General features: G+C 58.6%; 9 protein-coding genes. 7 read left to right on the top strand and 2 right to left on the bottom strand.

The genetic code is table 11. The features are described 5' to 3' along the window. Nucleotides 1-82 precede the first annotated feature (82 nt). From HB676_RS05950 to HB676_RS05920, 7 genes are all read left to right on the top strand, one after another. Nucleotides 83-1,258, top strand: coding sequence for a polysaccharide biosynthesis/export family protein (locus HB676_RS05950; protein WP_249780079.1), 1,176 nt, complete (start codon nucleotides 83-85; stop codon nucleotides 1,256-1,258). Between the two features lie 64 nt (nucleotides 1,259-1,322). Beyond that, nucleotides 1,323-2,591, top strand: coding sequence for a hypothetical protein (locus HB676_RS05945; RefSeq protein WP_346347268.1), 1,269 nt, complete (start codon nucleotides 1,323-1,325; stop codon nucleotides 2,589-2,591). Nucleotides 2,592-2,633: 42 nt separating this feature from the next. Next, nucleotides 2,634-3,818, top strand: coding sequence for a glycosyltransferase family 4 protein (locus HB676_RS05940; RefSeq protein WP_213736774.1), 1,185 nt, complete (start codon nucleotides 2,634-2,636; stop codon nucleotides 3,816-3,818). 63 nt (nucleotides 3,819-3,881) lie between these two features. After that, a complete protein-coding gene (locus HB676_RS05935; RefSeq protein ID WP_213736773.1) occupies nucleotides 3,882-5,081 on the top strand; it encodes a glycosyltransferase family 4 protein in 1,200 nt (399 codons plus the stop codon). A gap of 86 nt (nucleotides 5,082-5,167) precedes the next feature. Next, nucleotides 5,168-6,565 carry a hypothetical protein gene (locus HB676_RS05930; protein WP_213736772.1) on the top strand — a complete coding sequence of 466 codons (1,398 nt, stop codon included), beginning with the start codon at nucleotides 5,168-5,170 and terminating at the stop codon, nucleotides 6,563-6,565. 564 nt (nucleotides 6,566-7,129) lie between these two features. Then, nucleotides 7,130-7,282: a hypothetical protein gene (locus HB676_RS05925; RefSeq protein WP_213736771.1), complete on the top strand. Its 153-nt coding sequence runs from the start codon at nucleotides 7,130-7,132 to the stop codon at nucleotides 7,280-7,282. A gap of 499 nt (nucleotides 7,283-7,781) precedes the next feature. Further along, a complete protein-coding gene (locus HB676_RS05920; RefSeq protein ID WP_213736770.1) occupies nucleotides 7,782-11,795 on the top strand; it encodes an RHS repeat protein in 4,014 nt (1,337 codons plus the stop codon). Between the two features lie 26 nt (nucleotides 11,796-11,821). Here HB676_RS05920 and HB676_RS05915 read toward each other — a convergent pair whose 3' ends face one another. Next, nucleotides 11,822-12,364 carry a serine acetyltransferase gene (locus HB676_RS05915; RefSeq protein WP_213736769.1) on the bottom strand — a complete coding sequence of 181 codons (543 nt, stop codon included), beginning with the start codon at nucleotides 12,362-12,364 and terminating at the stop codon, nucleotides 11,822-11,824. A gap of 64 nt (nucleotides 12,365-12,428) precedes the next feature. Beyond that, complete coding sequence (locus HB676_RS05910) at nucleotides 12,429-13,553, bottom strand: acyltransferase (RefSeq protein WP_213736768.1); 1,125 nt, start codon at nucleotides 13,551-13,553, stop codon at nucleotides 12,429-12,431. Between the last annotated feature and the right edge of the window lie 16 nt (nucleotides 13,554-13,569).

Here is a 13,569-nt window from a genome sequence, read left to right as displayed (position 1 = left end):
GGGGACGTAGCGTTTGACAATGCGGTTGAGTAACAGATCGTTTCCTGAGGAAACATTTCGCGGCCGGAATCTTGGCCGCGCCTTGATAGTTGTTGCCCTGACAACATCGGTCGCGGGATGCGCAGGCTTCCTGCCGCTGGACGCGCCTGATGCGGCCGCAACAAAAACCAATGCTGCGCTGATTACGTCGCCATCGGTACCGCTTCCCTACGCATTGATGCCGATCAACCCCGACGTGCTGCGCGCGACAAACTCCATCACCGACGACACCGGCGCGGCCTTTTCAAAGTTGTCCGGCGGCAATTATCGCGACGTGACCATCGGCGTTGGCGATATTCTCACGGTGACCGTTTACGAAGCGCAAGCCGGCGGACTCTTCATTCCGCGCGAAGCGGGCGTGCGGCCCGGAAATTTCGTCGACATCCCGCGCCAGCAGGTCGATCAATCCGGCAATATCAATATCCCCTACGCCGGCTCGATCAAGGTTGCAGGCCTCACCCCTCGCGCGGTCTCCAACATCATCCGCGATCGGCTCAAGGACAGGGCAATCGATCCGCAAGCCGTTGTCGCGGTCGCGGAACAACGCGGCAATCAGGTCAGCGTGCTTGGCGAGGTCAACACACCCCAGCGCTTCCCGATCGATCCCGGCGGGATCAGCCTGATGTCGGCCATCGCGCGCGGGGGCGGACCCAAATCTCCTCCTTACGAAATCAAGATCACGCTCAAGCGTAACGGCCGCATCTATGACGAGATGATGTCGAGCGTGATCCACCACCCGCAGGAAGATGTCCTGCTCGCTCCCGGCGACACCGTATTCCTGACCCGGGTGCCGCGTGTGTACATGGTATTTGGCGCCACACCCTCGCCCGGCTCGATCGGCGGCACCAACAACCGCCGCTTCACGTTCGAAAATGACGACATGTCGCTTGCCGAGGCGCTGGCGAAATCAGGCGGCCTTGACGGAACCCGTACTGACAGCAAATCGATCTATGTCTATCGGTCGGAACCGAAGCAACTCCTGGAAAATGTCGGGATCGATGTATCCCGGTTTCCAACCCGGACCGCGCCCTCTGTCTATGCGTTCGATATGAGTAAGCCTGACGGCATGTTCCAGGCGGATAATTTCAAGATGCGCGATCACGATGTGATTTCGGTCGCGGAATCGCCATCGACCGAATTCATCAAGCTGATGACAACGTTGAATTCGGCCACCACCAATGCATCCAATATCGGATCGACAATCTTCAACACGAGATAAACGGATGCTTCAAAGCCTTAGTCGGGGTTTGGGCGTCCTTCGAATTCCGGCGGCGGCGCTTGCGGTGGCCAGTCTCCTTATTCATGGCGTGCACGCGCAAAATGCCGTTCCGCTGGAAGAACGCTTGTTGCTCGGCGTCGGCACCCATCAGGGGATGGGAGGCGTTGTCAGCAAGCGCGGTTATGTGCCGACGATCAATATCAAGGAGATCAAGGAGCTTGGCGTCACCGCTTTTCGCGACGACTTCTCCTGGTCGGATTTCGAATTGCCCGGGCACAAACTCGGTTTCGCAGCACCGCTGGGCAGGCTTGAGGCTCAAATCACCTCCGGGGTCGCGCGGCCGGTCTTGATTCTGGGATCGGGTCACTATCTCGTGCCGAACTCCAATCCGCCGACGACCGATCAGGCCCGCCAGCGCTTCGTCGAATATGCCATCGCCGCCGCGCACTCCGTGGCCAACCGGCGTCCGCTGTTCGAGCTCTGGAACGAGTGGAATATCTCGGCCAGACAGAATGCCGAATTCAACGCCGACAATTACCTCGCGCTGGCGCAAGCGACCTACCCTGCGGTCAAGCAAGCAGCGCCCGGCGCACCCTTTATCATAGGGGCGATTGGCGACGATCCCGACTGGAAATGGACCAAAAGCCTGCTTCAGCTCGGACTGCTGAAATATTCAGATGGCATTTCGATCCATCTCTACAATCACTGCGCTTCGCCGGCGCGGCGCACCGCCGCCGAGATCATCGAGCGGCTGACGGTCTTTCACAATCTTGTCGCGCAAGCGAGCGGACGGCAGGATTTCCCGATCTACGTCACTGAAACAGGCTGGCCGACGGCGACCTCTAAATGTGGCGTCAGCGAGCAGGTTCAGGCCGACAACATGTCCCAATTGATCCTGTGGGCCTCAACCGCTCCGTCCTGGCTCAAGGGCATTTCGTTGTACGAATTGAAGGACAGCGGCACCAACAGCGCTGAACTGGAGGACAATTTTGGTCTCTATCACTTCGATAACGCGCCGAAACCTGCCGTGTGCGCCGTCGGCGATAGCTGGGCCTTCATCCGCGCCAGTCTTGGCGCCAAGGAAACAAAGCTCGCCGATGATGTCGTCTTGATCAAAAGCTCTGGCGGCAGGGCTGCCATTTGGTCCGAGAATACGAACAAGCACTACCAGGTGCGGCTGAAAAACGACGCACCGCAGGTCACGTACGATTATCCCTGCCGTCACTCCCCTAAATCGGCCGCCGGCACATGGATGACGGTCTCAAGCACACCGCTGCTGCTGAGCGCGGACGGATCGGCGATTCCCGATCTCGAAATACGGCAGGCCCAGTAGCGCCCTGCCAGGGCACTGCCTGACTTCAATAAGGGGCGATCGTTGAGGATACTGCTCGTCAATACCTTATATCCGCCCGTCGTGGTGGGAGGGGCGGAGGTATCCGTTTCGCTATTGGCAGAATCCCTGGCCGCGAAGGGCCACCACGTCGCGACGGTCTGCCTTAACAAGGAGCCGGATCTGGCGGTCGATGAGGTCAACGGCGTCCGCGTCTACCGGGTGCCGCTCGACAACATCTATTGGCCGTTCGGCCAGCCCGAAAAACCGGCGCTGCTGGACCGACTGAAATGGCACCTTGGCGACACCTGGAATCGAAAGGCCGCCCGGCGGTTCGGCAGGATACTCGATATCGAAAAACCCGATGTCGTGCACACCAACAATCTGACGGGATTTTCGGTTTCGCTGTGGTCCGAGGCAAACCGCCGCAATATCAGGATCGTGCATACGCTGCGCGATTACTCGCTGACCTGCAAAAGATCTACGCTGTTCAAGAACGGAACGGCATGCGAGCGCCGGTGCTCGGCCTGCGCAACCATGACCGCCCCCTATCTTTACGCGTCGCGCTTGGTCGATGTGGTCGCTTCCAATAGCCGCTTCGTGCTCGATACCCATCATAAGCTCGGATATTTCTCCAGGACGCCGGACAAAGTCATCTTCAATATCGCCGACATCAGAGACAACGTTCCCCTCACGCGTCCTTCTGGCGACGATCTGGTGTTTGGATTTATCGGACGAATTGAAGCCGAAAAAGGCATCGATATCGTCCTGAAAGCCATTGATCTGCTCCCCGATGCCGGCTGGCGATTGAAGATCGCCGGCGCTGGTGCCGAACCCTATGTGAACGACCTCAAGGCCCGCTACCGGACCGATCGCATCGAGTGGGTCGGATTCGCCAACGCGCGTGACTTCTATGCCAGTATCGATGTTTGCCTGATCAGTTCGGTCTGGCCCGAGCCTCTGCCGCGCACCCTGATCGAGAGCATCAGCAATGGCTGCGCCACGATCTGCTCCACAGCGGGAGGCATTCCGGAAATATCCGGCATGTCCGCGCTGATCGGCTCATATGAAGCACGCGATCACCGGCGGCTTGCCGAACTTATGAGCAAAAGTATCGGCGAGGCGCAGAGATGGAAACAGAGACAACCGATCAAATCCGGTTTCAAGGAGCAGTTCTCACCTGATGCGATCAGCAGACAATATTTGGAAATTTACGTTGACGAAAATTGAAAGCTCATTTTAGCCGTAATGAATCGGGCATGTACTCGAGATATTCCGGATGAGGTTTCTTAGATGAGAGTCCTGATAACATCATCCATCTACCCGACGCCGGGAGCGCCGAAGATTGTCGGCGGCGCGGAGATATTTGCACGCCGGCTGGCAGAGAGTCTCGTGGAAGCCGGCGATACCGTGGAAGTGGTCCGCGCCGAAACCGAGCGTGACCAGCCGGTGGAAGAATGCAACGGCGTGACCGTCTATTCGGCGCCGGTTCAAAATATCTATCCTCCCTTCTCCGAGCCTCGAAGTGCACCCGTGCGCGGCATCTGGCACGCGATCGAAGACTGGCAAAGCTCGGCGACACTGGTTTCGAAACGCATACAGGCCTTCAAACCGGATTGCATGCATTCCAACAATTTGTCGGGCCTGACGGCCGCGATCTGGAAATCGGCACTCGATCAAAACGTGCCTGTCGTGCACACGCTTCACGATTATTACCTGACGTGCCCGCGATGCTCGCGCTTCATGGCGGGGCACGCCTGCGAGCGGACGTGCTTCAGTTGCGAAATCCTGACGATCAATCGAAAGCGCGCCACGCGTCAATTGCACGCGGTCGTCGGTGTGAGCCAGCGGGTTCTCGATATTCATACCAGGCTCGGCCTGTTTTCGGATACGCCGCTACGCACCGTCATTCGCAACGCCTCAACGGCGACATTGAAACCCCAGATACGTGTGCGGGCTGACGCCGAAATCACATTCGGATTCATCGGGCGGCTGACGGTCGAAAAGGGGATCGATAATCTCGTCCGGGCATTTGCCGCTATCCCAAAGGACAAGGTCCGGCTCGTGATCGCAGGGCGCGCGAGCGAAAGCGAACAGCAGCGCTTGAAAGAGTTGGCGCCTGACGCCCGGATCGAATTTCTAGGTTTTGTTTCGCCCGAAGAATTCTATGCGCAAGTCGATGTCGCGGTTGCGCCGTCGATCTGGGAAGATCCGGGTCCGCTGGTGGTGGCGGACGCCAGCGCGGCCGGCAGGCCCATTCTCGGAACGCATTTCGGGGGCATGCCGGAAGCCATTCAGCCCGGCGTCAATGGCTGGCTGACGGCGGCCGATCCGGAATCGATGACCCGAAGCATTCTGGAGATCATCGAAAACCCGCAACAGATTGCTGACATCAGCGAGCGGTTAGCCAACGCTCCGAATAAATGGACCTTCCCCGACGTGGTGACCGAATATCGAAATCTGTTCGACCGCGTGCGGCAACCGAAGAAATAGCTTCAAGTGATCCGGCAAATCAAAGACGCCATGACTTGCGCCCTGCTCCCATATCGGCAGCGGCTCCGACATAGACCAGATCAGATATGATCCGGCTCCTTGCACTCGTCGGTTACATCTATCAGAGCGCCACGGCGATCGTTCTCATCTTCGCCGTCAGTCATATCCTGCTGCCGGCCCACTACACGTCGTTTTCGCTCGCTCTGGCTTCGAGCCAGTTGCTTTGCGTTCTGATGTTCGAATGGCTGCAATTGGCAGGTGTTCGCTTCCTCGCCGCAGCAAAGGGAGAAGACGCCGCGAAGCTCCGCTTTTCGCTGTTTGCCGCAGGATTGCTTAGCGCGTTTGCCCTGATTTCTTTCGGCGGTGTCGCCTCACTGGCCAGCACGCTGGCGCTGAGGGTTGTCGTCCTCGGACTTGCCTTGTCGGTGCTGCAGGGCTTCACCGATATGTCCTTCATGGTGATCCGCGTCTCGGGCCGGCTCGGGACCGCAGCGATTTTGCTGATCCTGCGCGCCAGCCTGCTGCTGGCGGGCGCCATCACCGGCGCGCTGCTCTATGGAACCACCGAAGCGACGCTTTTTGGCATCCTGAGCGGCCAGATCGCAGCCCTCATTACCGGCCTGATCATTCATCGCACACCGCTGCGAAGAGTGTCCCGGCAAACGATGCTGGCGGATTGGGCGAATTTCTGCCGCTACGGCATGCTCGCCGCGGGCGCTTCCGTGATTCATCTTTCGGTGCCGGTGATGATCCGCTTCATCGTCATCAGCAAGCTTGGCGCGGCCGGCCTTGCCGCCAGCGCCGGATTTTCAATGGCGATCGATCTGATGCAGCGGCCGTTCGCGGTGCTGGTCGCGGCGATTCATACGGTGAATTATCCGGAAGTGATCGTAGCATTCGAGCACGGTAACCCCAATGACGCGAAACAGGTCGCGGCCCGATTGTTCGAATTCGTCATCTGCGCGACTGTCGTGATGCTGGGCGGGCTCATTGCATTCCTTCCGGACGCGGGACGCCTTTTCGTTCCTCCCGACATTCTGGACGGCTTCCTGGTTGCCGCACCAATGGCTGCCGTATTTTACTTCCTCCACACTCACCTTCAGGCCACGCTCGCCGTGGTCCCGCATTTGAAGAAATCGGCGGTCCGGCTGGTCGTGGTTGCAGCGGGTCAGTTCGTGATGGTTTCGATTTTCTCGGTAGCTGCCGTGGCTTTGAACTTGCCATCTTCAAACGTACTCGCGGGAGCGGCAATCGCGACCGCTGTTGTCATGCTGTTTGCGAGTGGTCCGATCCTCCGATTTGGAGCGGTTCCGCGATGGTCGCTGGTGGCGACGGCGAGTGTGGCGGCGCTGTTGATCGGATCGCTCTGCGCTGTCCCTTCGCAGCCGTTGATCTGGCTCCTCGGCAAGATTGCCTTCTCGGCCATCGCCACTGCCCTGGTCGCATGGCGCGGCAATTTCCTGACGTCGGCGCGGCGCGGCTAATCCAACCTGCCCGTCAAATCGAATGACGGCGGTCGCCGAGCCAGAACCCGAAAAAGATGATCCGGCTCAAGGCCGAGGGCCACGGGTTTATCCTGCGCAGACTTGCGGCACCGCGCGCGGCCAGCGCATCGTCGTCAAGGACAAGCTCAACTGTGTCCGGCCGCCGAGGACGCGCGTTCAAGCCGGATTCCGGACCTTCATGTGAGTCAACCGATGCTCTACGCGTTGGCCGGAAATACATGCCTGCTGCAAATACGATGTTAAATATCAGCCAACCCAGAAACAGATAAAACGCAGTGGTCACACAATCCCCTCCGCCAAGAAGATGTGTCATCTTATAGGCGGTTGGCCCGATAAATACCGCTTTTTATGCAAATCTGCGCAATAAATGGCGCGTTCTCGCCGGCGTTATTTTGGTCACGACGGCGATTGAGCGTAGGCGGTAAATTAACGACGAAGAAGAAATGCGCCGGCGTGACGGGGGTTTTTACTACCTCGTCAATTTATTCCGTGTTTCCTCGCCCAAAGGCGGCAGCAAAACCGCCCGTGAGGCCGAGGCGACCAATGACCATTCTGCAAATTGCAATTGTTGCTTTCGCGGCGGGCTTTCTGTCCTGCGCGGCTTTGGCCGCGGCGATCGTGTTGTGGGCTTTCTCCGACAAGCGCGTTGGCGGAATGGAACCCCTCGCCGCCACGCGTCAGCAGCGCGCGGCTTAACCGTAACGTCTGCTTCTTGTTGCGTCAGATTTCCGACGCTCGCCCGACTTGCGACTCCACAGAGATCTGACGCGCGATTCTTGTCTAATTGTTTGCCCGAGTTCCGCATGCCCCGGTGATCCGTAAAATCCCGGTGTGACAAATCTGCGCCGACGCGCCAGACGAAAATTCTCCCGGCATTAGGACCGCTGCGCCCACATCTGCGGCAACTTGCGCGCACTTTCAGCAGACAAAATATTTTTGGTCGCGTGATCGCCGCGCTCACGCCACTGTATTCGTGGATCAATGATACGGCGCTGCGCAGACCCTTGGTGTGAACTTCGTCGCTGCAAGTGAAATTTCCTGAAGTGAAATTTCTTGCACAAGTTCCATGCAACAAGAGCTTCTTCAACGAAGAAGGCTTGTTGCGTTGAGTTTTACCCAAATTCAACACCCAACATGAAAACTTGAGCGCTAGAAAAATAACAACAGCAAATCTCCTCCTACCAGGTGAGCGGCCATGACCACTTCGGCTATCGATCAAACCATTTTGTCCGCAAGCTCCTTTGTTGGTTCCATCGGCGTCAATACGCATGCGGGCTACGCTTGGGGTTCCTACAACAACCTCGCCCTCATGGTGGACGACCTGAAATATCTCGGCGTCACGACGCTGCGCGATTCGCTGGCCGCCAGCCCCGCGGCGCAACCGGTCCTCGACGGGTTGGCGAGTGCCGGCTTCAAATTCGATTTCATTGTTCCCTCCAACATCCCGGCGGCAGGTAGCGCAGGACTCCAGCAATATCTGGCGTCGGTGGACAGCTTCGAAGCCACCCATCCTGGCGGCATCGTGGCGCTGGAGGGTTTGAACGAGGCGAACGTGCAGCCGTTCAGCTACAATGGCAGCTCAAGCATCGCCGCCGCGGGCCAGTTCCAGCAGGCCTACTACACCGCGATCAAGGGCGACGCCGCGCTTGCCAATATCCCGGTATACGATCTGACCATCGGTTATAATGATCTGTCCGGCTACTCACAGCTCGGCAATCTCTCGGCCTCGACCGACGTCATCAATTCCCACGCCTATGCCAGCACCGAGACCACACCGCAGGCGGCGCTCGCGGCCTCGCTTAGCGCTGCAAGTTCCGTAGCTTCCGGAAAGCCGACCGTGATCACGGAGACCGGTTACACCACGCAAAGCAACACGCCCTTTCTCGGCGCCGACCAGTCCGTGCAGGCCAAGTCGATTCTCAATACGCTGGTCGACGCCTACAAGGATGGCGTGAGCACGACTTATCTATATGAGCTGCTGGATCACCCCTCGACCGGCGCCGCCAATGATCCCCAGACACAATTCGGTCTGTTCAACACTGACGGCACCCCCAAACTGGCCGCGACTGCGATCCACAATCTGACGACCATCCTCAGCGATAATGGAACCGGCGGGCACACGCCAACCACGCCGTTGGGCTACTCTATTACTGGCCTGCCCTCCACCGGCAGCAGCATGGTGCTCGGCAAAAGCAACGGCGCCTACGATCTGGTGGTGTGGGCGGAGCCCAAAATCTGGAATGACACGACCGATACGGAAGTCGCCGCGCCCACGGAGTCTGTAACCGTCAATCTCGGCGGCGTTCATCGGACGGTCAGCGTCTACGATCCGCTGAGCGGCACGACCGCCATTGCTACCTATACCAATGTAAGCCAGATCGTCATACCAGTCAGCGATCATCCTGTGATCATCGAGATCGATGCCCCTGCGAATGGGTCCGGCACGGTGACCACGCCGCTGGTCAACGTCAGTGGGACAGCCGCTGACATCGTCGGGCAGCTTTCGGCCCTCAACGCGGATACATCGCTCCAGACCATCACCTTGACCGATACGCATATCCTGCCGGTCGCGTCGCAGTCGACCATGAGCTATATCATCTCGCATTACGGTAACGCGCTGGCATCGATTCAGGGCGGGTATTCATTTTCCGTCACAACGTCCACATCGCAGTGGAGTCAGACCCTTACCTACAATGCGAACGGAACGCTGCTATCGACGTCGAATTCGGGTCTCAGCAACGGACTTCTGACGTCCACCGTGATCGTTTATGCCGATGGCTCGACCGATACCACGGCCTATACCGCCGGCGTGAAGGCCAGCGAGATTCACGTCAATACCGACGGCTCGAAGGACGTTTACACTTTTAACATCAAGGGCCAGTCGTACACGACCGAACACGACAGCTACAACGCGTCGGGATTCCTGACCAACGTCGTGCAAACCCGCAGCGACGGCAGCACCTTCCTCAAGATGACTCAGACCACGGCGGGAACCAAGACCGTCGACTGGTACGACGTCGGCGGCAACCTCACGACGGAAGTCGTGCAGCAGACAAACGGCTATTATTCCACGACGGTCTATACGGCCGGTGTGAAGACGGCCGCCTATATCCTCAACGCCGATCACACCCAGGACAACTGGAGCTACAACGTCACCGGCCAGACCTATACCACGCAACATCAGCATCTTGATGCGACCGGCAAGGTGACCTCCGTCACGCGCACCCATGCCGACGGATCGCTGGATTACACCCAGGTCATTGCCAGCGACGGCACCGACACGATCAATAACTACGACGCGGTCGGCAACGAGACCCTATCGACCATTTTCCATCCCGATGGCAGCAAGGACGTCTATCTTCTCAACATCAAGGGACAGACCTACGGCAGCGAACACGATACTTATAGCCCAACGGGTTTGCTGACCTCGCAGCTTCGCACCCACAACGACGGCACCACTGCCTTCCAACTGACCCAGACCAGTAACGGCACCAGGACCGCAGACACCTATGACGCCACGGGTCATCTTGTCAGCGAGGTCGTTCAGATGTCGAACGGCTATTACTCGACCACGCAGTACACCAACGGTGTGAAGACCGCGGCCTATATCCTCAACGCCGACCACACTCGGGATAACTGGAGCTACAATGTCACTGGCCAGAGCTACACCACCATGGTCCAGCATGTGGATGCGACCGGCAAGGTAACCTCCGTCACGCGCACCCATGCCGACGGGTCGCTGGACTATACCCAAGTGATCGCCAGCGACGGCACCAATACGATCAACAATTACGATGCGCTCGGTAACGAGACGCTGTCGACCATTTTCCACCCCGATGGCAGCAAGGACGTCTATCTTCTCAACATCAAGGGCCAGACCTACGGCACTGAACACGACACCTATAGCGCGACGGGTTTGCTGACATCGCAGCTTCGCACCCATAATGACGGCACCGATGCCTTTCAGTTCGTGCAAACCAGCAACGGCACCAAGACCTCCGATATCTACGACGCCACGGGTCATCTCACCAGCGAAGTCGTGCAGATGGCGAACGGCTACTATTCAACCACGCTGTACACCAACGGCGTGAAGACGGCCGCCTACATCCTCAACGCCGACCATACCCAGGACAACTGGAGCTACAACGTCACCGGCCAGAGCTACACGACCATGGACCAGCATCTGGATACGACCGGCAAGGTCGTCGACGTCACCCGCACCCACGCCGACGGGTCCTTGGATTACACCCAGGTGATCGGCAGCGACGGCACCGATACGATCAACAATTATGACACGCTCGGCAACGAGACCTTGTCGACGATTTTCCACCCGAATGGCAGCAAAGATGTCTACATCCTCAACATCAAAGGCCAGACCTACGGCACCGAACACGACACCTATGATGCAACCGGTCTCGAGACGTCACTGCTGCGGACCCACAATGACGGCACGAATGCCTTCCATCTGACCCAGACCAGCGATGGCACCAAGACCGCCGATACCTACGACGCGTCAGGTGTCCTCACCAGCGAAGTCGTGCAGGAAGCAAACGGTTACAATTCCACGACCGTCTACACCAACGGCGTGAAGACGGCGGCCTATATCCTCAACGCCGACCACACCCAGGACAATTGGAACTACAACGTCACCGGCCAGAGCTACACCACGATGGATCAGCATCTGGATACGACCGGCAAGGTCGTCGACGTCACTCGCACCCATGCCGACGGCTCGCTGGATTATACTCAGGTGGTCGGGAGCGACGGAACCGTTACGACCAACAACTACAATGCCACCGGCACAGAAACGTTGTCGACGATCGTCAATCCGAATGGCAGCACGGACATTTTCAAATTCCAGGTCGCGGGCTTGCCGGGCGCGACCGAGCACGACAGCTACGCCAACGGCAACCTGCTGCAGGTCGATGTGCTCAACGGCAACGGCCTGACGCACAACATCACGGCTGTCAGTTCGGGCCTGACGATCGCGTTCGATCACGGCGCCGAGCAGGTCAACGGATTCCTGGCCGGTACTGCAGCCAACCACGACGTTATCGAGATCGCCAAATCACTGGTCGCCGATTACAGCCATCTTCAGATCACGCAATCCGGGGCCGACTCCCTGGTGCATGTTTCGGCCACGGATACGATCCTGCTGAAAAATATCGCGGTCGGCAGCCTCGATCACGGCAACTTCCTGTTTGCATGAAAGCAACCACATCGTTCAGCGCGCCTTCAAGCCTCGCGGCGCGCTGACGATGCCGTTAACTTCGTGTTCGAAAGGATCCGTGCCGGTATTCCCGCCGCAACGGATCCCGGCGGCACGTCGCGATTGACCACGGCATTGGCGGCAATGACGGCCGCCTTGCCCACGGTGACGGGGCCGATGACGACGGCGCCGGCATAGACGACGACATTGTCCTCAAGCTTGGGGTATTCTGCCTCGCTCGAGCCGCGACGGCCCAGCGTCACGCTTTGATAAAGCGTGACGGATCGGCCGATCCGTACCCCCTCCCCGATCACAAGCCCGATCGGATGCGGCAGGATAAGTCCCGGCTCTATTTCAGCGAGCAGCGATATGTAGCAGCCTCGCCCGGTCAGGCAGGATCGCAGAATGATCCAGGACAGCGCCCGTCCAATTCGTCCACTGCCGCGCAGCCGTTTTGCCAGGCGCCACCAGGTGACAATCACAAAGCCCGGACTCGTGATCCACCCGACGATCGCTCCTCTTGCGCCGGAAAGGCCCGTATTGGCGACCAAATCCTCGCGCCATGCCATTTAGGAAAGTCTCCGATTTTAAGGACGTCCGCTTCACGCGGAGTCCGCAAGGTAGCGGCCGCGATCAGACGGGCCGGCCAACTCCGCCAAGCGGCCGGGCAAATAGATGTGGCAGCACCCGATCCAGCCACCGGCGCAGCCGCACTTCGATGAGTTCATAACTCAGCGAACCCGCCGCCAGCGACGCGGCAATACCCAGAACCACAAAGGCTCCCCACAACAGCCAGCGATTGACACCATGCTCCACCAGCCTCAACCCAAGCATCTGCAGTGGGAACAATGCAAAGGGGTGGACGAGATAAAGGCTGTAGCTGATCTTGCCGCAATATTGCAGCAACGGTGCACTGAGCGCGGTTGCGACGCCGGAGCCCGGCGCGAGCACCATGCCGAAAACGAGAAAACCCGGCAGCAAGCCATAGACCGGATGAAGATACTCCAGCGCCAGATACATGATCGCGCCGCAGGCCACGCCAGCCAGCAAGCCGGGCCGTCCTTTGAGCGGAATTCGCAGATCGACGGCAGCGAACAGCATGCCGATGATAAAAAATGCGGACATCGGCCACAGCACGACACCCGCGAGCCCCAACGCAATCAATGGCACAGCCAGGAACCAGTTCCGTAACTGGATGGCCGCGACGAAGGTGACGCCGAACCAGATATAAAACGCCCACTCGTATGTCAGCGTCCAGGCGTTCTGCTGCGCAATCGGCAACCCAAGTGCCTCGGGAACGAAGAAAAGATTGGCCAGGAAAATCTTGGCATAGCTGACCGCGTCGATATCGCGGAAGAATTTATAACCGACGATGGGACCAACAATAAACAGCAGCAGATGCAGAACGCAGAACACCGGCATGATGCGCATGACGCGGTCGCGGATGAATTTCCAGAACGATCCATGCCGCACCAGACTGGCCGGAATCAGAAAGCCGCTGATCATGAAGAAAAGTTCGACGCCGTGTCCTCCCACATTCATGATCGACTGAAGCCACGGCCAGATCGGCGGCAGGAATCCGGGGTTCGCGATATCGTAGACGCCGCCCTTTGGCATGTCGTAAAGATGCACCGCCAATACCGTCGCCGCAGCAATGCCGCGAAGCCCTTGAACCGCAGGCAGAAAACCACCGGCCGCCGTTACGGGCTGCTTGTCGCGAAACGTTGACGGACGATCGATCGGCGGCGCATCGGTCATGGCAACATTATGCAAT

Origin of the sequence: Bradyrhizobium sp. dw_411, assembly GCF_018449695.1 — a bacterium.
Taxonomy (GTDB): Bacteria; Pseudomonadota; Alphaproteobacteria; order Rhizobiales; family Xanthobacteraceae; genus Bradyrhizobium.
This window is presented reverse-complemented; position numbering and strand designations above follow the sequence as displayed.

What these genes read in the sequence shown, in the direction of transcription:
- HB676_RS05920 (WP_213736770.1), top strand. Translation starts at nt 7,782, where the DNA reads ATGACCACTTCGGCTATCGATCAAACCATTTTGTCCGCAAGCTCCTTT.
- HB676_RS05915 (WP_213736769.1), bottom strand. Translation starts at nt 12,364, where the DNA reads ATGGCATGGCGCGAGGATTTGGTCGCCAATACGGGCCTTTCCGGCGCA.
- HB676_RS05930 (WP_213736772.1), top strand. Translation starts at nt 5,168, where the DNA reads ATGATCCGGCTCCTTGCACTCGTCGGTTACATCTATCAGAGCGCCACG.
- HB676_RS05910 (WP_213736768.1), bottom strand. Translation starts at nt 13,553, where the DNA reads ATGACCGATGCGCCGCCGATCGATCGTCCGTCAACGTTTCGCGACAAG.
- HB676_RS05925 (WP_213736771.1), top strand. Translation starts at nt 7,130, where the DNA reads ATGACCATTCTGCAAATTGCAATTGTTGCTTTCGCGGCGGGCTTTCTG.
- HB676_RS05935 (WP_213736773.1), top strand. Translation starts at nt 3,882, where the DNA reads ATGAGAGTCCTGATAACATCATCCATCTACCCGACGCCGGGAGCGCCG.